Here is a 24,942-nt window from a genome sequence, read left to right on the forward strand (position 1 = left end):
GCATTAATTCAGCCGCGAGCGGCGCGTGGGCGATAGGCAGTGGGGTAGTAGTCGCGGAACCAGGCGATGAAACGTCCCAGTCCCTCATCCAACTCAATCCGGGGCTGAAATCCGGTGGCCTGGGCCAGATCGCTGGCCTCGGCGCAGGTGTTGAGCACGTCGCCCGGTTGCAGCGGCAGCAGCTCGACAATGGCTTTCTGGCCAAGGTGTTTTTCCATCAGCGCCAGATAGGTTTTCAGCGCCACCGGGTGCTGCCCGCCGATGTTGAACAGGCGCCACGGCGCCATGCTGCTGGCCGGGTCGGGCTGCTCGCGATCCCAGTGCGGGTCGGCGTGCGGTGGGCGTTCGGTGAGGCGGGCGATGCTTTCGATGATGTCGTCGATGTAGGTGAAATCGCGCTGGTGCTCGCCATAATTGAACAGCTTCAGCGGCTCGCCTTCGCTGATCGCCCGGGCAAACTGGATCGGCGACATGTCCGGCCGCCCCCATGGCCCGTACACAGTGAAAAAACGCAGGCCGGTGCAGGGAATGCCGAACAGGTGGCTGTAACTGTGCGCCATCAGCTCGTTGGCTTTCTTGGTTGCGGCGTACAGCGACAGCGGGTGATTGACGCCGTCTTTCACGGAGTAGGGCGTGTGCTGATTAGCGCCGTACACCGAACTCGATGACGCGTAGATCAGATGCTCGACCGGGTGATGCCGGCAGCTCTCGAGAATGTTGAGGAAACCGTTGAGGTTGCTGTCCAGATACGCCTTGGGATTGTCCAGCGAGTAACGCACCCCGGCTTGCGCGGCGAGGTGGATCACCACTTGCGGGCGTTCGCGGACAAACAGCGCGTCGATGGCCGCTGCATCGGCCAGGTCAACCGTGGCGACCTGGAAATCGCCGGCCTGCTCGCGCACCCACTGCACGCGGTCGCGCTTGAGTTGCGGGTCGTAGTAGGCGTTGAAATTGTCCAGACCGACCACCGAATGCCCGTCACGCATTAACCGCAACACGCAATGGGCACCAATGAAACCGGCCGCACCGGTGACCAGGACCTTCACGGCCGCAGTCCTTCGGGAGCGATGTGACGCAGACCGATGCCGCTGTAGTGCAGGCCGGCGGCCGCCACTTGTTCCGGGTTGTACAGATTGCGACCGTCGATGATCACCTTGGAGCGCAGCTTATCGGCGAGCAGTTCGAAATCGACCACGCGGAAGTTTTTCCACTCGGTGCAGATCACCAGCGCATCGGCGTCTTCCAGGGTGTCGTCGCGAGTGGCGCACAGGTGCAGATCGTTGCGGTAACCATAGAGGCGACGGCATTCGGACATCGCTTCCGGGTCGTAGGCCTGCACGCTGGCGCCTTCGGCCCACAGTGCATCCATCAGATAACGGCTCGGTGCTTCACGCATGTCATCGGTATTGGGCTTGAAGGCCAGGCCCCAGATCGCGATGGATTTGCCAGCCAGACCTTGCGGGAACTGTGCTTTGAGTTTGCTGAAGAGGATGTGCCGCTGCAGGTCGTTGACGTCGGTGACGCTGCGCAACAATTTCAACGGCATGCCGTTGTGTTCGGCGGTGTGCAGCAGGGCGCGCAGATCCTTGGGAAAGCACGAGCCACCGAAGCCGCAGCCCGGATAGATGAAGTGGTAACCGATGCGCGGATCAGAACCGATGCCTTTGCGCACCGCTTCGATGTCGGCGCCGAGCAGTTCAGTGAGATTGGCCAGTTCGTTCATGAAGCTGATGCGCGTGGCGAGCATCGCGTTGGCGGCGTACTTGGTCAGTTCGGCGCTGCGGTTGTCCATGAACATCAGTTTTTCGTGGTTGCGGCAGAATGGCGCGTACAGCTCGCTCATTTGTTCGCGGGCGGCGTCGTCGCGAGTGCCGACGATGATCCGGTCCGGGCGCATGCAGTCGGCGAGGGCGCTGCCTTCCTTGAGGAATTCCGGGTTGGAGACCACCCGTACGGTCAGCCCGGTCTTGTCGCGGCGCTGCAATTCGCTGTTGGCGGTCGCCAGCACCTGATCCGCCGTGCCCACCGGCACCGTGGATTTGATGATCAGCGTGCGGTCGGCCTCCATGTGCGAGGCGATTTGCCGGGCGACGTTGAGCACGTGGCTGAGATCGGCAGAGCCGTCCTCATCGGCGGGGGTGCCGACGGCGATGAAGATCAGCTCGGCATGCTCGACCGCATCACTGGCTTGGGTGCTGAACAGCAGACGGCCGGCCTTGATGTTCTCTTCAAGAGTACTGGACAAACCTGGCTCGCTAATTGGCGGCACCGCTTGTTGCAGTTGTTTAATCTTGTTTGGGTCAATATCTACGCATAAAACGCGATGACCTACATCTGCAAGTGCGGCGGCTTGTATTAATCCAACATAGCCCGTGCCAAATACGCTCACGTCCATCTGCGCACCCTCGATAGAGCGAAAAGAAGAAGTTCGGAAGAAAACTGTAAATGGGGTATAGCGCAGGGTTCGCAAAGCGTGTCAGCAAAATGACATGTTGCATCTGTATAACACTTGAGCATTTTTTGGCGATTGGCCATCAAGTCATTGCTACCATTGAGATTGTTGCTTCTTTGCAGATTTGTTCAGATTCAAAATAAGCGATAAGCGGTCGTAAGCCTTTAATTTAAAGGCTTCTGGCGGCGCAGGTGTGTCAGATTTGAGTCACCGTTTTTTTGACGCTTTATCCAAAAAGCAGTCAATTCTTGCGCTTTGATAGCCGGGTGCTAGTGTCAGGTTCTGACTGACAAACCTTTGACTTCCAGCCGTTTTGCACGACCGGTATCGCCATGTTCAGATATGCGAAAGAATTGTTTTTAATTATTTATTTACTGCTTTATGCCCAATATTACATAGAGCGGTTAAATGCTATCGGCCTCGGTTTTGCTGTACTTCTTTTTGGCGCGATGTTTTTGGCGCTTACTTTAGCGTTATATCTAACAGCGTATATACGGCAGACTCTCATCCGGCATGCATTCGCATTGGTGATGTTCGCCTCTGCGGTGTTTTTCGATGTCTACACCCGGGTCACGGCGGATTACCTGAGCTACAGCAGCTTCGTCTCGCTGGTGTATTCCGGCGGTTTCATCCAGGAAGCGGCGTACCAGTACCGGGACGCCATCCTGCATGGCGTGCTTAGCGGTTTACTGTTGTTGTTCGGCATCGGTCTGAAACCCCGCCACGGCCTGGCGATTCCCAACGCGTTGCGTGTGGCGGCGCCGCTGTGCGGCGTGTTGCTGCTCAGTGCGGTGTTGTTTTTGCGTGCGGGTGAGGGCGCCCGGGGTTTGCCGATCATGTACACGCCGCTGGCCTACCTCAACCTGTTTGCCTACGAAGCGCTGCACAACACCGTCGGCCCGCGTGAACCGGTGACACTGGCGCGCACTTCGCAAGCGGTCGGCCATGACATCGTGCTGATCATCGACGAAAGCATTTCCGGCAACTATCTGGATATCAACGCGCCGTTCGGTGTGCACAGCAACCTCAAGCAGGCGCATGCCGGTGTCGACATCTTCAATTACGGCTACGCCGCGTCCATCGCCAATTGCAGCGCCGACACCAACGTGACCCTGCGCTACGGCGGCACCCGCGCCGACTATATGCGCATCAACACGACGTTGCCGTCGATCTGGCAGTACGCGAAAAAGGCCGGGCTGCGCACGGTATACATCGATGCCCAGCGCACCGCTGGCAATCTACAGAACCTGATGACTGACACCGAGAAGAAGGACATCGACCAGTTCGTGCAATTCGACCAGACCAGCGTGCGCGATCGCGACATGGCAGCAGCGGCGAAGCTGATCGAACTGCTCAACGACGACAAGCCGGAGCTGGTGGTGATCAACAAGGTCGGCGCGCACTTTCCGGTGCATGACAAATACCCGGATGCGTTCATGGCCTACCGCCCGACCCTGCCGCGCGGGCAGTTCACCGAGGTGGCCGATACCGGCGAACGCAACGGCTTCAATGGTCAGCCGGATGACTGGGTGCTGTACCGCAATGCCTACAAGAACACGCTGTTGTGGAACGTCGGCGAGTTTTTCGCGCGAGTGTTCGCCCAAGGCAATCTGAACAATGCGCTGCTGATCTACACGTCTGATCATGGCCAGGATCTACACGAACGCGGTAATCCGGGCTTGAACACCCATTGCGGTGGCGATCCGGTGGAGGAGGAAGGGCTGGTGCCGCTGGTGGTGATTCAGGGCAGCGGGTTGAAGACGCTGGACTGGTCTGCGTACCTTGCGGCGAACAAGGATCACTCCAGCCACTACAACATCTTCCCGACACTGCTGCAGGTGATGGGCTATGACCTGGCGGGGATCGAGGCTGTTTATGGCAAGCCACTGAGTGTCGCGACGGCGGATGAATTCACCTTCAACTACCGCTTCAATGCGCGGTTGGGGGCCAAGCCTGAGTGGAAGTACATTGATCTGGGCAGTATTGTCACGCCAGCGCAGGCGCAGACGCGTGTGGCGGCCGGTCAATAAGTGTTGGGCTGGTTTACTGGCCTGATCGCTGGCAAGCCAGCTCCCACAGTGTTCTAGAGTGAATTCAATATCGTGAACAACCTCAATTCCTGTGGGAGCTGGCTTGCCAGCGATGAGGCCGTTTACTTCAACGCGAGATTCAAGTCTGTCATCGCCATCCGCTATCCTTGCCCCACACTGACCGATCAGGTGGCGGCATGCTTCGTGTTGAAAACGTCTTCAAAAGCTATCTCACCCCGCAAGGTTCATTGCCGGTGCTGCAAGGCGTCGACCTGACGCTGGAGTCCGGCAGCAGTCTGGCGCTGATGGGCGAATCCGGCAGCGGCAAAAGCACTTTGCTGCACCTGGTGGCCGGCCTCGACAAAGTCGACAGCGGCAGCATTCGCAGCGGCGAGCATCGGCTGGAAAACATGAACGAAGCGCAACTGGCGAACTGGCGGCGGACGGAAATCGGTCTGGTTTTCCAGCAGTTCAACCTGATCGGCAGTTTGCGCGTCGAGGACAACCTGGCGTTTCAGGCACGCCTGGCCGGGCGCCATGAGCCGCGTTGGCAGGCACATCTGGTGCAGCGTCTGGGCCTGGGTGATTTGCTCAAGCGTTATCCCGAGCAACTTTCCGGTGGCCAGCAGCAGCGGGTCGCCTTGGGCCGGGCATTGGCCTCGCAGCCGAAATTGCTGCTGGCCGACGAACCCACCGGCAGCCTCGACGAAGCGACCAGTGATGAAGTGCTGCGCCTGTTGTTGGAATTGCTTGATGACACCCCGACCACCTTGTTGATGGTCACTCACAGCCCGCGCGTCGCGGCGCGCCTGGCGCAGCGAGTGGTGTTGTCCAGCGGGCGGCTGACGTGAGCGTTTTCCGGCAGACCCTGCATGCGCTGCTCAGCCATTGGCGGCGTCATCCGGTGCAGTTCTTCAGCGTGCTGACCGGCTTGTGGCTGGCCACCAGTCTGCTCACCGGCGTCGAAGCGTTGAACAGTCAGGCGCGTGACAGCTACGCACGGGCCAGTCAGTTGATCGGCGGCGAACCCCAGGCCAGTCTCAGTACGCCGAACGGTGCGACGTTCGCGCAGCAATGGTTCGTTGACCTGCGCCGACAAGGCTGGCCGGTGTCACCGCTGCTGCAGGGCCGGTTGTTGCTCAAGGACCATGAAGAGCAGCGCTTGCAACTGATGGGCATCGAGCCGGTGTCATTACCGGCCGATTCTGCGGTGGCCGGACAGGCGTTGCCGATTGAGCGTGTCGTCGAGTTCTTCACGCCACCGGGCAGTACGTGGGTTTCACCGGAAACCCTGCAGGCGCTGAACCTGCGTGAAGGCGACACACCGCAAACACTCAACGGCTTAAAACTGCCACCGTTGCTCGCGCAAAAGGACATGGCCCCCGGCGTATTGCTGGTCGACATCGGCGTCGCGCAAACCCTGCTGGAACAACCCGGACAATTGTCGCGGCTATTGCTGCCCAAGGATTTTCACGCCGAGTTGCCCGCCGCGTTCAAAGGTCAGTTGCAGCTCAAAAGCAGCGGCGAGGAAAACAATCTGGCGCGACTGACCGAGAGCTTTCACCTGAATCTCGATGCCTTGGGTTTTTTGTCATTCGTGGTGGGCTTGTTCATCGTCCACGCCGCGATTGGCCTGGCTCTTGAGCAACGGCGCGGACTGCTGCGTACGTTGCGCGCTTGCGGGGTCAGCGCGCGGATGTTGATCGTGTGCCTGATCGTTGAACTGGGTGTGCTGGCGCTGATCGGCGGATTGTTCGGTGTGCTCAGCGGCTATTGGCTGGCGAGTGTCTTGCTGCCGGACGTCGCCGCCAGCCTGCGCGGTTTATATGGCGCGGAAGTGGCGGGGCAGTTACGCCTCAGTCCCTGGTGGTGGTTCAGCGGCATCGGTTTGAGCCTGCTCGGCGCCTTGCTCGCCGGGTCCAACAGTCTGCTGCGCGCTGCCCGTTTGCCGTTGTTGGCCGTGGCGGACCCGCAAGCCTGGCATCAGCAATACGCGCGCTGGTTGCGCCGGCAGGGTTGGCTGGCAGCGCTGCTGGGTTTGCTGGCCTTGGTGGCGTTGATCTGGGGTGACAGTCTGGCCAGCGGTTTTGTCCTGATGGCCGGGTTGCTGATCGGCGCCGCATTGGCGCTGCCGGTGTTGCTCAGCGCGCTGTTGAATCAGTTGCTCGGGCGCAGTCGTTCGGTGCTGGGGCAATGGTTTCTCGCCGACTGCCGTCAGCAATTGCCGGCACTCAGCCTGGCGCTGATGGCATTGCTTCTGGCGCTCGCCGCCAACATCGGTGCCGGCAGCATGACCGCCGGTTTTCGCCAGACCTTCGATGACTGGCTCGAACAACGCCTGAGCGCCGAGCTGTATATCAACCCGAGCAATCCGGCACAGTCGCGGGAAATGTACAGCTGGCTGAAGCAGCAGCCGAACATCGCGGCGATCCTGCCCAACTGGCAGGTCGCGGTGACGTTGCAGGGCTGGCCTGCGGAGGTGTTCGGCATCATCGATCACGCCCATTATCGTCAGCACTGGCCGCTGCTCGATGCGATTGCCGGCGACCCGTGGGCGCATCTGGCCACGGACGATGCGGTGATGCTCAGCGAGCAAATCGCCCGGCGCCTGAAATTGCACGTGGGTGAACACGTGGCAATTGCGACACCCAACGGCCCATGGTCGCCGCGCATCGTTGGCATCTACGCCGACTACGGCAATCCCAAGGGGCACTTGCTGGTTAGCATCCACCACCTGTTGCGCGGCTGGCCGCAACTGACGCCGAACCGTTTCAATCTGCGCATCGATCCGGCGAACATCCCGACCTTGTTGAACACCTTGCAGGCGCGCTTTCAACTGGATGACAGCCGCATTGTCGAGCAGGCGCGGCTCAAGGGCTGGTCGGTGCAGGTCTTCGAACGCACCTTTGCGGCGACGGCGGCGTTGAACAGCCTGACCCTGGCGGTGGCGGGTGTGGCGCTGTTCATCAGCCTGCTGACGCAAAGCCAGAGTCGCCTCGGCCAACTCGCACCGCTGTGGGCGTTGGGCGTCACGCGGCGGCAATTGATGCTGCTCAATCTCGGTCAGACCTGGCTGTTGGCGGTGCTGACATTAGTGTTGGCGTTGCCGCTGGGAATCGCATTGGCGTGGTGTCTGGACGCGGTGATCAACGTTCAGGCGTTTGGCTGGCGGTTGCCCTTGCGGTTGTTTCCGTGGCAACTGCTGCAACTGATGGGGCTGGCACTGCTGGCGACGTTACTGGCGTCGGCATGGCCGCTGTATTCGCTGTACCGCACGCAACCGGCGGACCTGTTGAGGACGTTTGCCCATGAGGATTAACCTCGTTTTGCTCACGGTTTTGCTGCTGCTCGGCGGTTGCGATCAATCGGCACCGGAGCAGAAGGGCTTCGCCGGAATGGGCGATCAGGCGTTGGCGTTTACGCCGGTGGTGCCGGGGCGGGTGTTCAGCTTCCCGGCAGATCACGCTGCCCACGCGGGTTTTCGCATCGAGTGGTGGTACGTCACCGCCAATCTTGAGGATCAGCAGGGCAACGAGTTCGGCGTGCAGTGGACGCTGTTCCGCAGCGCGCTGAAACCCGTGGCGGAGCAGGCCGGGTGGGCTGATCAGACAATCTGGCTGGGGCATGCGGCGGTGACTTCCAGCACGGTGCATCACGCCGCCGAACGTTACGCCCGAGGCGGGGTGGGGCAGGCGGGCGTGCGGCTGGCGCCGTTCGAGGCGTGGATTGATGACTGGCGGTTCGCCAGTCAGGCGCAGGATCCCTTGAGCGATATGCAACTCAGCGCTCGCGACAAGGACTTCGCCTATCAATTGCACCTCACCTCCAGTCGTCCATTGGTATTGCAGGGCGACAAGGGCTTCAGCCAGAAATCCGAAGAAGGTCAGGCGTCGTACTACTACAGTCAGCCGTTTTTTCAGGCCAGCGGAACGTTGCAGATCGACGGCCAGACCTACACCGTCAGCGGCCCGGCATGGCTTGATCGCGAATGGAGCAGCCAGCCGCTGACCGCCAATCAAACCGGTTGGGACTGGTTTTCCCTGCATCTGGACAGCGGCGAACACGTGATGCTCTACCGCATGCGCCAGAAGGACGGCGCGCCGTATCTCACTGGCACGTGGATCGCTGCCGACGGTCAGACGCAAACCCTGAGCAGCTCGCAGATCCGGCTCACCCCGCAAACCACGGCCAAGGTCGCCGGCCGGGCGATGCCGGTCAAATGGTCGATCAGCATCCCCGACAAACACCTCGACATCACCCTCGACGCGCTCAATCCCAATGCCTGGATGAACCTGCGCATTCCGTACTGGGAAGGCCCGGTGCACATCAGCGGCAGCCATCCCGGCCAAGGTTATCTGGAAATGACCGGGTACTGAAAAGTACCCACGAATCCCCGTAGGAGCTGCCGAAGGCTGCGATCTTTTGATCTTGTTTTTTAAAAGCAAAATCAAAAGATCGCAGCCTTCGGCAGCTCCTGCAATGGATCGGTTTGAACTTGGGTTGGTGTGTTGTCCTCTACAGAAAAATCTGCCGAGGATTAGCCATGAGCGACGACCTGCAACCCCCGGACATGACCACCTGGCAGCGCCTGTTCGATGACCAGACCTACTGGCAGCAATCCCCCGATGCGCATTACTTCGATCTGCAACGTATTGCCGACGACCTGCTCGGCCAAGGCGTTATCGACCTGGAGCAATGGCAGATCCTGCGCGCCAAAGCCGATGACCTGCACAAGGATTCACCCGCGATCAACGTCGCCCGTGAACTCGACGACCCCGAAGCCTGAGGAAAACCCCATGAAACCCGTCAGCTCCAGCGAACACCCCGACGAACCCCGTCCAGCGGGCGAGACCGAACGCGATAACGACGCCCTGCGCCCCACCGACCCGAAACAGCGTGAACAGACGGGCAAAGGCACGCCCAGTGGCGAATCCACCGCGCAGGACACCGCCAGGCAACAAACCTCGCCGTCACAAACCAAAGCCAAGCCCTGAACAGCGTCTATGCTCAGTGGCACGCTCGTCGCCGAAGTCGCTTCGGCGTCGGGCGCTGCCATTCATCACAGGGAAAGTATTGATTATGAAGCTCGACGCACTGGCCAAAGCCATCACCCTCGCAACCGTATTGTCCGCCACCAGCTTCGGGGCATTTGCCGCTGATATTCCGCTGTCCGCCACCATCGAAGCGGATCAGGTCACCACAAAAGTGCTCTCCGTCGATGCCGCCAACCATCAGGTCGTGCTTGAAGGCGCCGAAGGTCGTCAGGTCCACGTTCAGCTCAGCGACAAGGCAAAAAACCTCGCAAATCTGAAGGTCGGCGATCTGGTTAAAGTCGAAGTGCAGCGCTCCGTCGCCGCTTACCTCGATACCGATGTGGATAAAGGTCTGCCTGGCACCACCGAACGTACCGGTGAGTTGCGTAAGGCCCCGGGCAGCGATAACCCCGGCGGCGAGGCGTATCGTCAGGTTCAGGTGCAGTTGAAAATCACCAAAATTGATTTGAAAACAAATCAGGTGACCCTGCAAAACCCGGCGGGCGTGTCGAAAGTTCTCGACGTGAAAAAGCCTGAAATTCAAGCCAGGCTGAAAGATCTGAAAGAAGGGCAGAGCGTTATTGTCACTTACACCGATATCTTAAAAGTGACCAGTCAACACGAAAGTTGAGCTTTAACTCTACAAGTTGGCTGCTCCTGTACAGTTTTTGTATGAGAGTAGTCATACTATTAGTGTGATCTACCTTCGTTGAAAGTTTCATGAAAGGAATCGTCGATAAATATCTATTAACGTTTCCGTACATAAATTTCATATTCAAGAATGAGGACATAAGCGCCAGGTTCTATTAAAATCCACCCGTTCGCCCAGTGTCAGGGCTCTTTACCGGTGCATGGATTGCCAGGCCATTACACTGGGCGAACACCTCTTCGGAGTGGATGTATACAATTTCGGCAAACAAAAAGGGCGACTTTATAGTCGCCCTTTTTGTTTGCCGTGAATTAAACCGAGGCGTGCGCTTCAGCTTTCTCTTGCTGCCCTTGAAAGCGCTTCAGCGTGGCCTGATACATTTTTGTCCTGCGGTGATTTTTCCCGTAGGTGCCTGCTGCGGCGACGGTTCCTGACTGGATGTGATCCAGATAACTGAAAATCTTGCGTGGCGACAGGAACTTGATGCCATAGCCCAAACCGCTCATTCGATCTTGCAGCGTATAACCGGGCACGCGGTCATCCATACAGAAGTGCAGGCCATGTGACTTCATCAAACGCGCATTCCACAAAGTGCAAAAACTTTTAAGATGAGTTTCCTTGTACGGCCTTGGCATTTTCGAACGCAGACCAAGACGCACTTTTGCTTTGCGAACATAGTGCTTGCAGAACCGCGAAGTTAAACGCCAGGTGTCACGCACAATCCCGCGATTGAGTTGCTCGACACAACCGACTGCGGCCATGTTCGCGGTTTTCGTGCATTCGCGCATCATCATGGCAAACACTTCTTTGTCATAGACAAAGGTGTCGGTGTGCAACAGAAACAGATAATCGGTGTCGACTTTTTCCAGCGCCAGATCCAGTGCCTTGCCATGCGCAATATGGCCGACTTCCTTGCCCGGGGAAGGGCGCTCGATCAAGTTGATCCAGTCGAGCGAGCGCAAGTAATCAAGACTGGCATCCGCCGAATCGTTATCCACCACCCACACCGGAATGCGTTGTTCCTGGACATGCTCACGCAAGAGCTCAAGGCACATACGGGTGATGTCCGGGGTTTTGTAATTTACCAAGACAAGGCTGAAATTCGACGCTGGCTGGGCTGGTAAATCAAACGCTTTCATGTCGGGAGGACTCATCTGCGATTCAAGGGCGACAGGGTTTCGTGGCTGCGATCGTAGCGAGGCAACCTTAGTCGAACCTTAATTTACGTATGTGACGGTAAATGTGTGCCGAAGAGAGGCTGCTGGTCTTATGAAATGCATGGGGTGCTGCCGGTCATAAGCGGATAAAATGCGCGCCCCTCTCACGATTCAAGGAAGAAACGGCGGACGCCGTTGTGTCACGGATGAAACCACTTTCCCTCTACCACCCGGCCTTGTACTGGCTGCGCGTGTGGCAAAAAAGACTGTTCCGCCAGATCGCCTGGCGCTGTTCCAGCAAACGCTATGCACGCCCCGTCGCCACGGCCGAGCGCCTGCCTTATCGCTACCTCAAACACACCTCGAAACTCATCCGCAAACTCGGCGACTCCGACCTCGCCCTGCAACACAACAAAGTCATCAACCTCAAACTCGCCGTCGCCGCCATCGACGGCGTCATCATCGCCCCCGGCGAACACTTCTCCTTCTGCCGCCTCGTCGGCCGCCCGACTGTGAAGCGCGGCTACGTTGAAGGCATGGAACTGTCCTTCGGCGAGGCACGACGCGGGGTAGGCGGTGGCATTTGCCAACTGAGCAACCTGATTCACTGGATGGCCATTCATTCACCGCTGGTGGTGGTCGAACGCTCCAACCACAGCTTCGACCCGTTTCCGGATGAGGGGCGGGTACTGCCGTTCGGGTCAGGGGCAGCGATTTTCTATAACTACGTTGATCTGGTGCTGCACAACCCGACGGATCGGCACTTTCAACTGAAGTTGAACGTCGGCGAGACGCAACTCGAAGGGGAGTTGTTGTGTGATCGGGTGAGGGAATATCGCTATCACGTGTTTCAAGAGGCGCATCGGTTTGTGCGGGAGGGTGTGCGGGTGTATCGGGAGAATGAGATTTGGCGGGAGGTGCGGGAGAAGGGGCAGGTTGGGGAGTTGGTGGAGAGGGTGAGGTTGTATCGGAATCGGGTGGTGGTTAAGTACGACGTGGACGAGCGGATGTTCGAAGCGAGCTAGTATTTTGCGCAAGGTTTTCGTTGGATTTTTTAAGCTACAAGGAAGTAACAAATGATCAAGCGTTTCAAAACTGTCGGTACGGCAAGCACTGCACTTTTTTCAATGTTCATCGCCTGTAATACGTGGGCACAAGCGCCGCGTGATTACTACGACGGCATGAAGGCAGGGAAGTGTGCGCCAAATTCTGAGCGGCTGCATGAACAAGCGATCGCAGGTGATCTTGACGCACAGACGCAGTTTGGCAAAGCCATTCAAGAGAACCTCTGCGGGGTGGTTGAGCAGTGGTCACCGGGCATGCCGGAAGTGTGGTTTCGCAAAGCTGCAGAGCAAGGTAATGCTGAAGCGCAAGTCGGATTGGCTGAGGAACTTCGTTGGGATCGAAGCGTTGAGGGTGAAGACGCAAGTGTTTACTGGGATTTGAAAGCTGCGGAGCAGGGGAACGCCAAGGCCCAGTTCAGTTTGGCGCAGATTTACCATCGCGGTGGCCGATCGATCAAAAATCTCAAGGACATGGACAAAGCATTAGCGTACTACCACCAATCCGCCGAAGGCGGATATCCCTCAGCCTACATGCTGCTGGCAAGCCTTTATGAGAAAGGGGACGGAGTTACACAGGATGATGTTGTTGCCGCTCAGTGGTATCGCAAACTGGCTGAAACCGGTGACGACTACGGTCAGCTTCATCTCGCGGAAATGATCGCCGCTGGACGAGGTGTGGACAAGGATGAAGCTCTGGCATTTTCCTGGTTTGGCAAGTCGGCTGCGCTCGGCAATAAGTACGCGCAGTATGAAATGGCGCAAATGCTTGAACAGGGGCGAGGCACCGTAAAAAACCAACGTGAAGCGGCCAAGCTTTACCGCAAGTCTGCGGATGCCGATTTTGGCAACGCGCAGTTGGCGCTTGGGAAAATGTACGCGCAAGGATGTGGCGGTTTGCCAAAAAGCAAATCCAAGGCCGAGTACTGGATGCTCAAAGCAATTGATCGCGGTGCTCCGGAAGCTAAAGAAGAGCTGCAAAAGCTTTGATTTAAACGGGGAGAACATATTGATTTGAAAGAGGGCGATTATGGGGTCGCCCACTTTTTATACTAGAAAAGGGGACAGATTTATTTTCAGTTTGTAGAAAATAAATCTGTCCCCTTTTTGGTCACCTTTTTACAGTGGGTTCCGTCGAAAGAATTAGAGGCTCTCTATATTGGTTGGGCCGCCGTCATCAATGAGTTTTCTCATGCGGCGATTATAGAGTTCAAGGTCTTGAACATCATTGTTGGCTTCGATTGTTTTTCTCAGAAAGGTCATGATATGTGAAATTTTCTGTTTCTCACTATCAGTAGCGTCGCGTACAAGATCAAATCCATCTTTTGACAAGAAAGGATGTTTATTTCTTAGGTAGTAATAGCAGCCAATGTTTTCAAGCAGGTCGCTGGCGTCATTTTTTGTAAACTCAACCGAGTTTAAGTATACGCTAAATGCATTCCTCAATATTTCGATCGAGCTTTCTAGCGATTTTAAATAGCCGCATAGTCCTTGCCAATTTATGATATGCAACTGGGTTCCCCAGTCGGGGTCTCTTGTGAAATATTGGCCATTACCTCTGAAGTAGTCAGGGAGTTCATTTTTTTTCAAAGCTATTTCAAAGTTGGTTGTCATTGAAGTTGTTCCCAGTCGTCAAATTGGCTTAGAAGCTTGTTCATGTCGGCGCCGTGGTCGATTTTTTCAGAGCCAATAAGAAAAGGGGACAGATTTATTTTCTTCAGTTTGTAGAAAATAAATCTGTCCCCTTTTTTCCGTTTTCCGAACTCGAGTTAGTCAAAATAATATTGTATCTACGTTGCCAATGTGTGCTGTTAATTTTTCACGGAAATCCGTTTCGCTGGTGAAGCTAGTGTTGTCAATCATGTTGAGGAACCAAGTCACATCTAGATCTGTGAATATTTCAAGCCATTCTGGTCTTTTAGCTTTCGATTCAGGCATGTCGTTCGCGGCAAAGCCGTTGCCTTTGCCTTCGGATAAGTAAAAATAGTTATCTGCGAAGGAATAGCCTATAACCTTTGGCCAGTTTGAGCTATGCAGGAGGTTTGGCTCCATATCTTTATTAGCAATCACATAAAAAGTTCTCATTTTTTTCCGGAAGTACGTCGAATGAAGAAAAGAGACAGATTTATTTTCAGTGGGTAGAAAATAAATCTGTCTCTTTTTAGTCCATTTTTTGTATTCCCCCCTTCTTTCACGGTTGAAAGTTAAGTTCTGAGTTTGACGTATTCCTCAAAGAATGAATAGAAGTTTTCCGCTATTTTCTTAGACGGTTTGCGCTTAAATAGATCGTAGCTAATGACCTGTCCATTTCCCGTGGGACCGCAATCAATTGCCCAGCAAACTTCGTCGTCTTTTAAATAAATGACGGCAAAGTGACTAGGTAGCTCAAACTCCGAACGGCAGTACATGGTGCTGTAATTTACAGTTCCGCCATTATCTAGAGTTGCATCATTGTTTTCAACTCCGCATATTTCTGAGTCTGCTGCACCACCACCACCGCATACACTCAAGAAGTCAACGAAATCTTCAGGTAGCTTTATGCCTAGAATATTCTCGAGTTTTTTAACTTGCTCGGCAGTGGCGCGGCCGAGCCAAAATGTTTCTTCGTCGGAGTTATCGAGTTTCGTTATCAAGTCTTGGTATTTATGCAAGGTTCTGCTCACTCAAAGTCTTTGGCTCGTTCTTTTCAATATGCTTTCCTAAATTTGAGAAAAGGAGGCGGATTTATTTTTAGTTTGTAGAAAATAAATCTGTCCCTTTTGTCTAACCATCATGCTTTGTAATAATGATCAGTAGAGGACTGAAGAATCCTCCATTGAGGATAAACTACCTCCGATAGGTGACACGATCCTAAGCTGACTATTTTTGCGCGTTGTTTTACTCAGTCCACAAATTAACAAAATCATCAAAATTGTTAACGGCGAAGTCGGTTTTACTTGAGTTTTGATCAAATATTTCAACAGCAACCGAGGGTGTGTTGAAATTTAGGCAAATCAGATAACCACCCGCATCCCTTGCTATAGGGATCATTTGTTTGGGAAGCCCTGAGGGGGTTCCCGCCCCTGAGTACCATGAGATGGTATACGGGGCCACATCAGGCGAGAAAGAAAAGAATTCGCTTATGCAAGTCACTTCGTTGCCATATGGAACTGAAGATATCTCTGGAGATGCCTCATCGGAATATGTGACCAAGTCCAAATATGACTTTGGAAAACTTACGCTAAGTAGTTTTTCCACTTGGAAAATCGTATTGGTATCCACCGAGGATCCCTGTTCAATCCCAAAAGAACTCCAGTCAAATTTTATATCAGGCATACATAGCGAAAAGGGGATAGATTTGTTTCAATTACTTTTGGATCATGTGTGGAAAATACATCTGCCCCATTTATCGCTGCGCGACTTTAACTTTAATGTTTCTGACTCTTTGATCAAGCTGCGCCGATGGCGTCTTAATGCCAGGGCTTAAACGGTTTATGGATAAGAAGTGGGGAAAATTTATTTTTAGCGTGTAGAAAATAAATCTGTCCCCTTTTTAGTCCCCTTTTTAGTTCGTGCCCTATTTAGCCCATCAGGAAAGCAGACGCGTGGCCTGCCCCGGCTTGATTGGGAGTGATGATTAAGAAGATGATTCGCTAAAATCAATTTCTCCTTCGCTACTAATGCAGCCGATGAAGCTTAGGCTTTCCGAGAAGAAGTAAGTATGTTGAGGGATGTCCGCGAAAATCGCTAGAGCGCATTCTAAATTTGCTGTGCTTATTTTGTATGCTTTATCTGTAAGAGAGTCGCCAATGAATATAATCTCGGAAGCGTTGAGGGTCGTTATTCTTTTTGAAATGTCAATAAAAGCTTGGTTGGCCTCTTTTTTTACGTAATTCATGCTGTTGGGGAGGGTGTTCCAAGTTATTTTAGATCCACTAAATGGAAATTTTTTATTGATGCTAGATACAAAGCTATCATGTACTTCGGGTTTCAATTTTTCGAAAGTAATGTTGGAGTTTGATAGGTCTTTTTCAAGCTCGTCGTCGAAATAACTCATTTTTTAAATGCCCTGAGTAGTTTTAATACTGTTTTTTCACTTGCGTTGAAGAGGTAATGTGGGGCAGGTTTTTTTCCTGACCAGACGTTTATGTGAGCGCCACTTCTTTCATCGTATTCTATTCGGTAACCAGTCTTTCCATCAGCAGTTTGCATACCTACGTTCTTTCCTGCGTTTGTACCAAACTTGCCAATCGTTGGCTTCTCAGCCTTGAATCCATTGCTTTCAAGCCACTCAAGTGCTTTATTGCGAGCTTGCTCGAAGTGTTCGAACTCTAATGTTTCTCCCACTTCAGGAGGTGCTGTTTTCTGCGGAGGTTTTTTTGGGGTAGAACCGTTTGTTTGCTTGCAAACCAACCCTAAGGGGTCTATCCAGCCCGTGGGATTTGGCACGTACTGGTAGTTGTTCAAGCCACCCGCAAGCCTGATCGGATCTGACGTTAGAAAACGTCCAGTGCTCGGATTGTAGTAGCGATGCCGGTTGTAGTGTAGGCCTGTCTCCGTATCGAAGTACTGTCCCTGGAAGCGCAGCGGATTATTGATTCCGCTGACGTCCAGTGCAACAAGGTTGCCGTAGGCGCGGTATTTGGCCGACCACATGATCTCGCCGCTGTAATCAGTGAGTTCCTGCGGTGTGCCGAGGTGGTCGAGTTGGTAGTAGAACGGCGTGGCTTTGCGCGGGCCTTCTCCGTCGAGCATAGCCAGCGGGCGGAAGCTGCCGGGCTCGTAAATGTAGCTGCGATAATGATTGTCGGCGCTTTCTGCGATCAGACGTTCGCCTTGCCACAGAAATTCGGTGGTATGGCCGTCTACGGTTTTTTCGATTCGGCGGCCGAAGGCGTCGTACTTGTAGCTGGCGTTGCTGCCGCCGGGCAGGCTAACGCCGATGAGGCGGTGCTGGCAGTCGTAGCGGTATTCGGTGACCAGTTTCTGGCCGGCGCCACGGCGTTCGCGAATGAGGTTGCCATAGGCATCGTAGTCATAGTGGCGGTCGCCCTGCATGAGCAGGCGGTTGCCTTTGACGTTGGCGAGGTTTGCCGTACCTTCGTTATTCTGACCCAGTAGGTTGCCCGCCGGGTCGTGGGCGAAGCTTTCCGGTGTGGCGCCGCGTACGCTGATCAGGCGATCGAGTGGATCGTAGTGATAGCTACGGCTACCTTTGCGGCTGTCGTCGATACCGGCAAGGTTGCCGTTGGCGTCGTAGTTGTAACGGCGCTGGAGCAGATTCTTGTCTCGTTGACCGACGGTGTGTGCTTGCAGGCGGCCCTGTTCGTCGTACTGGTATTGGCTGAGCAACAGGCCTTGTTGGCGTTGTTGCTCGCGACCGGCGCTGAATTGATGCGAAGTCAGGCGTGACCCATTGAGGTCAATGCTGCTCAGACGTCCGCCGGACAGGTGACGGTAATCGAGCGTACTGCCATCCGGCAGGCGGCAGTGATTCAATTGGCCGACGGTGTCGTACTCATAGCGCGTCGTACCCCAGCCTTGGTGCTCGGTGATCAAGCGGTCCTGCACGTCGTATTCGTAAGCAAGTGGCCAGTTACCGTCGTCGACGTTGACAAGGCGACCTAGAGCGTCGTAGCTGTAGTGGATTTCCTCGCCGTCGGGCAAGGTCTTCACCAACAGACGACCGTAGGCATCGCGCTGGTACTCGCTGACCAGTTCACTGCCGTCATCGCCGAACTCGGTTTTCTTCAGCAACTGACCGTTGAGGTCGTACTCATACGCGGTGCGGCGACCGTCAAAACCAGTTTCCTGCTGGATCAGGCCATTCGAGTAGTAGTCGAGTTGGTAGCGTTCGCCGCGCTCGTTCTCGATTTCGGTGAGGTTGAGTTGCGAGTTGTCGTAGCGATAACGCAGTTGGCTGCCGTCAGGATTAATGCGGCGGCTGACCAGGTGCAGGTTGTCGGCGTACTCGTAACGAGTGATTCGCCCAAGCTCGTCGCGTTCGGCGGTGACGCGGCCATATGGGTTGTAGCTGAAGGCGCGGGTGGCGCCGCCGGGCAGGGTTACTTGGGTCAGACGATCAACTGCATCCCATTGGTATTGGGTGATAGCACCGAATTCGTCCTGACGGGTAATTTGTCGACCGAGCGCGTCATAGCGGTATTTGCGCTGACCGCCATCTGGCAGGCGCTCTTCCAGCAACTGACCCAGGTTGTTCCAGCCGAGTTGACATCGGCTGCCGTCTGAGTGGTGAGTCTCTAACAGACGCTGTTGTCGATCATAGCTGTAAAGCGTGGTGTTGCAGTCCGAAGAAAGGGGACAAATTTATTTTCTAAAAAAAGGGCTGGTTTCTCTTGAGTGCAGCAAATGAAACTGTCCAATTTTCAGTTGAGCTTTTATAATTTTTATTATTGTAACGATAAGCGGTAAATAGGCCTAAAGTTTTCGGGAGTGGTGTTTTTTACGAAAGGTCTATTTTACGCCTGCGTAAAGATTAAGGTTTTTTTATTTTATTCAGAGTGTGATCTAACGCTCTTTCAAGTTCAGTCCAAGTTTTCGCGCTTTCGCTGTGCGTGGGCGACTCCCAGTTTTGATCTGAAATTAGCGAGATTCTAAAGGAGCCATTTTCGCTGAATTCTGGGTACCATCCAATATCAATTATTTGTTCGAGTGGCAGTGATGCCTGTAATAGATCTTCTTTTAAATCGTCGGTAATAAGTTTGATGTCGCTTCCAACTAATGTGGAGAGATCATCGAAAGTAATTGTTCCGCCGAGCGTTATTATTTTATCAATGTTCATCGATTATTTTTTCTTCTTGGTTAGTTTTTTGAAGGCTTCTTCAGATATCGGATGTCCATGTATGGTGTTCGCACTCAATTCCACCCTCATGTACCGGGTTTCTTTTCCGTCGTTAGCACCGATAGTTTTTCCCATATCAATGACTTTCCATGGTTTTCCATTATTGACATCTTGTCCGTTTGCAAACGCGTGCCGTTCTAATGCTTCTATATCTGTGCCCGGCACATATTTCGCTGCACCTCCATTGGCAGTGGATTTTACGACAGAAGGCCAAGGAGCCTTAGGGGCCACATGTTTATTTCCATGGTTTGTCCACTGAACGTCTGGAGGAGGCGGGGATCCATCGCTAACCTTGGCTTTTTGCTCTGGAGGCTCGGCACCTTGGCCAGGAATGCATTTATCCCCACCAGGGCAAGTGTTTAGACCAAGCGGATCCACCCACCCCGTAGGGTTAGGCACGTACTGGTAGCTGTTCAACCCACCCGCAAGCTTGATCGGATCCGGCGTCAAAAACCGTCCAGTTCCCGGATTGTAGTAGCGGTGCCGGTTGTAATGTAACCCTGTCTCGGCATCGAAATACTGACCTTGGAAGCGCAACGGGTTATCGATTTCGCTGACGTCCAACGCCGCGAGGTTGCCGTAGGCTCGGTACTTCGCCGACCACATTATTTCACCGCTGTAGTCGGTAAGCTCTTGCGGGGTGCCGAGGTGGTCGAGTTGGTAGTAGAACGGTGTGGCCTTGCGTGGGCCTTCGCCGTCGAGCATTGCCAACGGGCGGAAGGTGCCCGGTTCGTAGATATAGCTGCGGTAGCGGTTCTCAGCGCTCTCGGCAATCAGTCTTTCGCCTTGCCAGAGGAATTCGGTGATGTGGCCGTCGACGGTTTTTTCTATACGTCGACCGAAGGCGTCGTACTTGTAGGTTGCAATGCTGCCGCCCGGCAAGCTGACGCCGATCAGGCGGTGCTGGCAGTCGTAGCGATATTCGGTGACGAGTTTCTGTCCTGTGCCACGGCGTTCGCGACTCAGGTTGCCGTACGCGTCGTACTCGTAGTGACGATCACCCTGCATCAGCAGGCGGTTGCCTTTGACGTTGGCGAGGTTTGCTGTGCCTTCATTGCTTTGGCCCAGCAGGTTGCCCGCCGGGTCATGGGCGAAGCTTTCCGGAGTAGCACCGCGCACGCTGATGAGTCGATCGAGCGGGTCGTAGTGGTAGCTGCGGTTGCCTTTGCGGCTGTCGTCGATACCGGCGAGGTTGCCGTTGGCATCGTAGTTATAACGACGCTGAAACAGGCTCTTGTCTCGCTGGCCGACGGTGTGTGCTTGCAGGCGGCCTTGTTCGTCGTACTGGTATTGGCTGAGCAGCAGACCTTGCTGACGCTGTTGTTCGCTACCGGCGCTGAACTGGTGAGAGGTCAGATGTGAGCCGTTAAGATCGATGCTGCTAAGTTGCCCGCCGGGTTGGTGACGGTAGTCGAGTTTGCTGCCGTCAGGCAGGCGGCAGTGTTTGAGCTGGCCGACGCTGTCGTACTCATAGCGCAGGGTGCCCCAACCTTGGTGTTCTTCGATGAGGCGGTCTTGCAGGTCGTATTTGTAGGCGAGCGGCCAGTTGCCGTCATCGACGTTTACGAGGCGACCGAGGGCGTCGTAGCTGTAGTGGATTTCTTCGCCATCGGCCAGGGTTTTCACCAGCAGCCGGCCAGCAGCATCGCGCTGATACTCAGTGACCAGTTCGCTGCCATCGTCGCCGAACTCGGTTTTCTTCAGCAGTTGCCCGTTGAGGTCATACTCGTAAGCCGTGCGACGACCGTCGAAGCCTGTTTCCTGCTGGATCAGGCCGTTTGCGTAGTAGTCGAGGTGGTATTGCTCGCCGCGCTCGTTTTCGATTTCAGTCAGCAGCAGACGAGAGTTGTCATAGCGATAGCGAAGTTGGCTGCCGTCCGGATTGATGCGGCGGCTGACCAGATGCAGGTTGTCGGCGTATTCGTACCGAGTGATGCGGCCGAGTTCATCGCGTTCAGCGGTGACATTACCGTAAGCGTTATAGGTAAACGCACGGGTAGCGCCGCCCGGCAGTGTGACTTGGGCGAGACGATTAGCGGCGTCCCACTGGTATTGGGTAACGGCGCCGGACTCTTCCTGGCGGGTGATCTGCCGACCCAAAGCATCGTAGCGATACTTGCGCTGGCCGCCATCGGGCAGGCGCTCTTCCAGCAACTGGCCGAGGTTGTTCCAGCCGAGTTGATGACGGCTGCCGTCCGGGTGGCGAATCTCTAGCAGACGCCCTTGGCCGTCGTAGCTGTATAGCGTGGTATTGCCGTCCGGATCGATTTGCTGGGTGATATCGCCCTGTCGGTTGCGTTGGTACTTCCAACTGGCTTTGCCGCGATGAACATCACTCACGAAGCCGTTGATGTATTCGTACGTTGTGGCTTCTTCTTCCGGCGGGATAACGGCAGTCATCAAGCCGTTGTCGTTGTAGCGGTACTCGGTGACGGCACCCAACGGATCCTTTTCCGCGATCAATTGGCCTTTGTCGTTGTAGGCCTTGAGATGCTCGGCACCGTCCGGGTCGATCTTGCTGATCAGTCGTGCCTGATCATCGTGGGTGTACACCTCTTCGCTGCCGTCGGCATTGGTGACGGTCACGCTGCCTTTGTCATCCCAGGCGTAGTGCGCTTCCATCTGCGAGAAGTTGGCCCAGTGATGAGTGCAACGAGACAGTTTGCCTTCGTTCTCCCACTCCCAGTAGAACGCAGCGCCGCCCGCCAGTTGCCGCTCGAGAATGACGTGCTGTTCGTTGTAGCGATAATGTTCGGCTTCGCCGGCTGCGTTCTTTGCTTCGATCAGACGATGCTGGGCGTCGTAGGTGTAGGTGACCAGCGTCTGGACCGTATTCCAGGCGTCCTCCAGATTGTCCGCGGGCAGGAACTGCTGATAGTCGACCGCGATAATGTGTTTGCGGTCGTAACGTAGAAGCAGGGCGCGACCGGCGCCGTTGTCGAGGCGTTTGATACGACCATGGATATCGCGTGTGACGTGCAGTCGATTGCCATAGCTGTCGCTAATGGCAATCAGGGTGGCGCCTTTGCTGTTAAAGCGGAAGTGGTAGAACGATGGACGCTTGCCGGCTTGGGCGAGAATCAGTTCCGATGGATCGTCACCGAGGAAAATGGCGGCTTTTGAAAGGCTATTGGTGATGGCTGGACGTTGCTCACTTGGCACAGGGAAAGGCGTTGCGCGGTTTTCGTGGTCGGTCCAGATGACTTCATCGCCATTGATTTCGATGCGATGAGCCAAGGCATGGCTCCAGCCATAACCCAAGCCGCAGTCGATTTCCACCGCGCTGGTTCTGTAGAGACGTGTCCATTCAAAGGGCAACAGGCCGTCGAGTTGACCATCGGTCAGCGTCAAAAGTTCTTCACCGGTCACCATTGAAACCGGGCAACCGTTAGTGCAAGTATCGGCGGCGGGCTCTGCACTTTTGTCGGCAGGTGTCTTCGCCTGTTTGGAAGCGTCGTCAGCTATTTTGCCTTCAGCGAGTTTGGCGTTTTTCTTCCCATCAAAACGCAACTCGGAAATACCGTTTCTAACTTTGGCCGTCACACCACGCGCCGCAACAGCGGTGTATTTCGCGACGTATTCCATAAAGCCATTGATGATCTTGAACAGCGACTTTACAAAGCCGATGACGGCGTTGAGGACAAGCTCACCGTACTTCTTCAGACGGGCGGCGAGGTAGATAACCCCGGTACCTTCAGCCGCGATGGTCAATACCACACCAATCACGATATCGATGGCGATACCAACGACCATTGCCGTGGTGGTTTTCGCTATGTCGCCCGCCATCTTCATCGGCGGCAAGCCCGCCAGCCAGATCACGGCGCTGCGTACCAACAGGAACAAAGCAGCTTCGTCACTGGCCAGCAACATGGCCTTTTTCATGACGTCCGGCGAGCTTTTGGCAACTTTGATCAGTTCATCCGCACCGGCGCCAAGATCTTTCGCAAATTTGCCCGGATCCTGCAGGATGTCGAGCACCTGATTGATGCCATCCCACACACCCTTGATGGCCTCCCAGCCACCTTCAAGAATGCCGGTGCCAATCGCCATTGCAGTGCCCGAGGTGGAAAGGTTCGACCATTGCGGTTTGAAACCTGCCCACTCCTTACGCAGAAAACCTTCCAGGTCAGCTGTCACGCCGCTGTAGGAGCTGAACAGCGCATCGATCTGCGCCGGCGTCACTTCGTTATGAACGCGGATCTCGTAGAACTTGCCCGGGACGCCACCGGTCCAGGCGGCTTTGCCTTGTGCGTCGAGTTTGACCTTGCTGACGGCACCACCTTCCACAGCGACGATTTCGACTTCGATATCGCCTACCGGAATGTCGTACACCGACTCGAATTTACTCTCGATCAGCAACGGTCCCTTGAGCGGGCACTGAGCCACGTTCGAAGTGAAATTACCGTCGGTCATGCTCACCGCTTTGCTGGTGTCGCCAACTTTGATCACTCGCTCCATACCCAGCAGAGAGGGCAGGTCAGCGGCGCGACTGGCCTTGTCGGCAGCCCTTGCATACCAGGTTTTGGTTTGTTCCTGATACAGCTTCAGACTGTCCTTGAAGGTGTTCAGTTGGTTGTCAACAAAGGCAACGCGATCCATCAGCCTTGCTCCAGAATCAGGTGGTTTAACAGTGCTTCTTTAAGGTTTTTCGGTGCGTCCGGACGGCGCACGAAACGGCTGATTTTCAGCTTCAGGTTGTTTTCGGGCCAAGCGGTGTAAATGTCCGGACGGTCTTCTTCCAGCCACTGCATCAAGTTGCTGATTAGCGTCGTCGGACTTTCCTTGGCCAAGCCATCCAGCAACGGCTTCGGCACCTCCCACCACGGCCAATCCTTCACCCTCGGCACAACCCGAGTCCCAACCTCCAGCGACTGCCCATTAATCAGATAACGCTCAAACACCGGCATCACTTCCCCGGCCTTCTCCCCCAGCCCATGCAGAATCGGGTAGATATGCCGCCCATCCCAAAACCGGAAAAACACCTCGGTCCCGTCCGGCATCTTCACCTGTGTCAGGCTGCGCAAGTGCTCGAACACGTCGTTCGGCTCCGAGCGCGACACCGCCAGCCAGCCCCAATCGAGGGCGTCGGTTTCAGCGATCCACGGCAGGAACGCGGAATTGGCTTTGAGTTCGGTGACGTAGGGCATCACCGGTTGCCAGGTGGAGTAGGGCGTGCCGCCCCAGATCGGGATGAGCTGGGCGGTGGGTTCGGTGAGGTACAGGTTTTTCAGCGCGTCGGAATCACTCGCCGCGCTAATGACCAGATACAAGCGCTCGTCAGTCTGCAACGGCTGTTGCGCCAGCCAATCCTTGGGCGTAATTCGATCAGATGGCACAGGCACCTGCCTTGCATTTTTCGCATTCTTCGCAGAATGGCGCGTTACGTTTGAGGGTGTTGATCTGGGCCGGGGTGAGGACCTGGCCGGCCTTGTCGGCGTCGGCTTGTTTCAGCACGCCGGGCATCAGCGGGGCGGCGCCCGTGCCGCTCCCCGGACTACCCCCCGAGTTCATATTGATCACCGGCCCACTCATCGTCACGCCACCAGCATCAATCTTGATAAAGCTGCCGCCGCCGATCAGGGTCAGCTCTGCGCCTGCTTCCATCACCACTTTCATGCCGCTGCTGAGGTGGATTTCCTGGCCTGCGTCGATGAACTGGCCGGTCCCGATCTTGATGTGTTGGTTCACACCGACGGTGAGGTGGTCGTTGGCGCGGGTT

At 55.2% G+C, this 24,942-nt stretch carries 20 protein-coding genes and 2 pseudogenes; 9 read left to right on the plus strand and 13 right to left on the minus strand.

What is annotated here, in order from left to right; all coding sequences use genetic code 11:
- Window positions 1-8 precede the first annotated feature (8 nt).
- Together QZR14_RS12450 and QZR14_RS12455 are read right to left on the minus strand one after the other, a co-directional pair.
- Window positions 9-1,046 (minus strand): NAD-dependent epimerase/dehydratase family protein, encoded by a 1,038-nt coding sequence (locus QZR14_RS12450; RefSeq protein WP_250606845.1) that lies wholly within the window; start codon window positions 1,044-1,046, stop codon window positions 9-11.
- The gene (locus tag QZR14_RS12455) at window positions 1,043-2,395 is read right to left on the minus strand and encodes a UDP-glucose dehydrogenase family protein (RefSeq protein ID WP_250606844.1); all 1,353 of its coding nucleotides are present in this window, start codon (window positions 2,393-2,395) and stop codon (window positions 1,043-1,045) included. Before QZR14_RS12455 ends, QZR14_RS12450 begins: the two co-directional genes overlap by 4 nt.
- A gap of 389 nt (window positions 2,396-2,784) precedes the next feature.
- Between QZR14_RS12455 and QZR14_RS12460 the strand changes: the two genes are divergently transcribed.
- The 7 genes from QZR14_RS12460 (at window position 2,785) to QZR14_RS12490 (ending at window position 10,146) form a co-directional block, all read left to right on the plus strand.
- Window positions 2,785-4,482, plus strand: coding sequence for a sulfatase-like hydrolase/transferase (locus QZR14_RS12460; RefSeq protein ID WP_311996708.1), 1,698 nt, complete (start codon window positions 2,785-2,787; stop codon window positions 4,480-4,482).
- Window positions 4,483-4,679: 197 nt separating this feature from the next.
- Window positions 4,680-5,333: an ABC transporter ATP-binding protein gene (locus QZR14_RS12465; protein WP_250606842.1), complete on the plus strand. Its 654-nt coding sequence runs from the start codon at window positions 4,680-4,682 to the stop codon at window positions 5,331-5,333.
- On the plus strand, window positions 5,330-7,801 hold the full coding sequence (locus QZR14_RS12470; protein ID WP_311996709.1) for an ABC transporter permease: 2,472 nt from the start codon (window positions 5,330-5,332) through the stop codon (window positions 7,799-7,801). Before QZR14_RS12465 ends, QZR14_RS12470 begins: the two co-directional genes overlap by 4 nt.
- On the plus strand, window positions 7,791-8,858 hold the full coding sequence (locus QZR14_RS12475) for a lipocalin-like domain-containing protein (RefSeq protein ID WP_250606840.1): 1,068 nt from the start codon (window positions 7,791-7,793) through the stop codon (window positions 8,856-8,858). The genes QZR14_RS12470 and QZR14_RS12475 overlap by 11 nt, the downstream gene beginning before the upstream one ends.
- Before the next feature lie 167 nt (window positions 8,859-9,025).
- On the plus strand, window positions 9,026-9,268 hold the full coding sequence (locus QZR14_RS12480) for a hypothetical protein (protein ID WP_311996710.1): 243 nt from the start codon (window positions 9,026-9,028) through the stop codon (window positions 9,266-9,268).
- Window positions 9,269-9,278: 10 nt separating this feature from the next.
- The gene (locus QZR14_RS12485) at window positions 9,279-9,476 is read left to right on the plus strand and encodes a hypothetical protein (protein ID WP_311996711.1); all 198 of its coding nucleotides are present in this window, start codon (window positions 9,279-9,281) and stop codon (window positions 9,474-9,476) included.
- A gap of 85 nt (window positions 9,477-9,561) precedes the next feature.
- Window positions 9,562-10,146: a hypothetical protein gene (locus QZR14_RS12490; RefSeq protein WP_311996723.1), complete on the plus strand. Its 585-nt coding sequence runs from the start codon at window positions 9,562-9,564 to the stop codon at window positions 10,144-10,146.
- 329 nt (window positions 10,147-10,475) lie between these two features.
- Here the strand turns inward: QZR14_RS12490 and QZR14_RS12495 are convergent, their stop codons facing one another.
- Window positions 10,476-11,303, minus strand: a complete 828-nt coding sequence (locus QZR14_RS12495) for a glycosyltransferase family 2 protein (protein WP_250606837.1) — start codon at window positions 11,301-11,303, stop codon at window positions 10,476-10,478.
- A gap of 224 nt (window positions 11,304-11,527) precedes the next feature.
- On the opposite strand from QZR14_RS12495, the gene QZR14_RS12500 reads away from it, so the two are divergent.
- Window positions 11,528-12,346 carry a VanW family protein gene (locus tag QZR14_RS12500; protein ID WP_311996712.1) on the plus strand — a complete coding sequence of 273 codons (819 nt, stop codon included), beginning with the start codon at window positions 11,528-11,530 and terminating at the stop codon, window positions 12,344-12,346.
- 51 nt (window positions 12,347-12,397) lie between these two features.
- Window positions 12,398-13,372: a tetratricopeptide repeat protein gene (locus tag QZR14_RS12505; RefSeq protein ID WP_311996713.1), complete on the plus strand. Its 975-nt coding sequence runs from the start codon at window positions 12,398-12,400 to the stop codon at window positions 13,370-13,372.
- A 153-nt stretch (window positions 13,373-13,525) separates the two neighbouring features.
- Here QZR14_RS12505 and QZR14_RS12510 read toward each other — a convergent pair whose 3' ends face one another.
- The 10 genes and pseudogenes from QZR14_RS12510 to QZR14_RS12555 all read right to left on the minus strand — a co-directional run.
- The gene (locus tag QZR14_RS12510; protein ID WP_311996714.1) at window positions 13,526-13,996 is read right to left on the minus strand and encodes a hypothetical protein; all 471 of its coding nucleotides are present in this window, start codon (window positions 13,994-13,996) and stop codon (window positions 13,526-13,528) included.
- A gap of 159 nt (window positions 13,997-14,155) precedes the next feature.
- Window positions 14,156-14,467 carry a hypothetical protein gene (locus tag QZR14_RS12515; protein WP_110721076.1) on the minus strand — a complete coding sequence of 104 codons (312 nt, stop codon included), beginning with the start codon at window positions 14,465-14,467 and terminating at the stop codon, window positions 14,156-14,158.
- Window positions 14,468-14,586: 119 nt separating this feature from the next.
- The gene (locus QZR14_RS12520; RefSeq protein ID WP_311996715.1) at window positions 14,587-15,033 is read right to left on the minus strand and encodes an SMI1/KNR4 family protein; all 447 of its coding nucleotides are present in this window, start codon (window positions 15,031-15,033) and stop codon (window positions 14,587-14,589) included.
- 226 nt (window positions 15,034-15,259) lie between these two features.
- The gene (locus QZR14_RS12525) at window positions 15,260-15,643 is read right to left on the minus strand and encodes an SMI1/KNR4 family protein (RefSeq protein WP_311996716.1); all 384 of its coding nucleotides are present in this window, start codon (window positions 15,641-15,643) and stop codon (window positions 15,260-15,262) included.
- Between the two features lie 355 nt (window positions 15,644-15,998).
- Window positions 15,999-16,418, minus strand: a complete 420-nt coding sequence (locus QZR14_RS12530; RefSeq protein WP_311996717.1) for a hypothetical protein — start codon at window positions 16,416-16,418, stop codon at window positions 15,999-16,001.
- Window positions 16,415-18,670: pseudogene (locus tag QZR14_RS12535) on the minus strand (RHS repeat-associated core domain-containing protein); the annotation flags it as partial. The gene QZR14_RS12530 and the pseudogene QZR14_RS12535, both read right to left, overlap by 4 nt.
- Before the next feature lie 187 nt (window positions 18,671-18,857).
- Window positions 18,858-19,163 carry a hypothetical protein gene (locus QZR14_RS12540; protein WP_034152547.1) on the minus strand — a complete coding sequence of 102 codons (306 nt, stop codon included), beginning with the start codon at window positions 19,161-19,163 and terminating at the stop codon, window positions 18,858-18,860.
- A 3-nt stretch (window positions 19,164-19,166) separates the two neighbouring features.
- Window positions 19,167-23,822: an RHS repeat-associated core domain-containing protein gene (locus tag QZR14_RS12545; RefSeq protein WP_311996718.1), complete on the minus strand. Its 4,656-nt coding sequence runs from the start codon at window positions 23,820-23,822 to the stop codon at window positions 19,167-19,169.
- On the minus strand, window positions 23,822-24,559 hold the full coding sequence (locus QZR14_RS12550; RefSeq protein WP_311996719.1) for a DUF4123 domain-containing protein: 738 nt from the start codon (window positions 24,557-24,559) through the stop codon (window positions 23,822-23,824). Before QZR14_RS12550 ends, QZR14_RS12545 begins: the two co-directional genes overlap by 1 nt.
- Window positions 24,549-24,942, minus strand: a pseudogene (locus QZR14_RS12555) (type VI secretion system tip protein VgrG); the annotation flags it as partial. The gene QZR14_RS12550 and the pseudogene QZR14_RS12555, both read right to left, overlap by 11 nt.

This window comes from Pseudomonas sp. rhizo66 (assembly GCF_031931925.1).
Lineage (GTDB): Bacteria > Pseudomonadota > Gammaproteobacteria > Pseudomonadales > Pseudomonadaceae > Aquipseudomonas.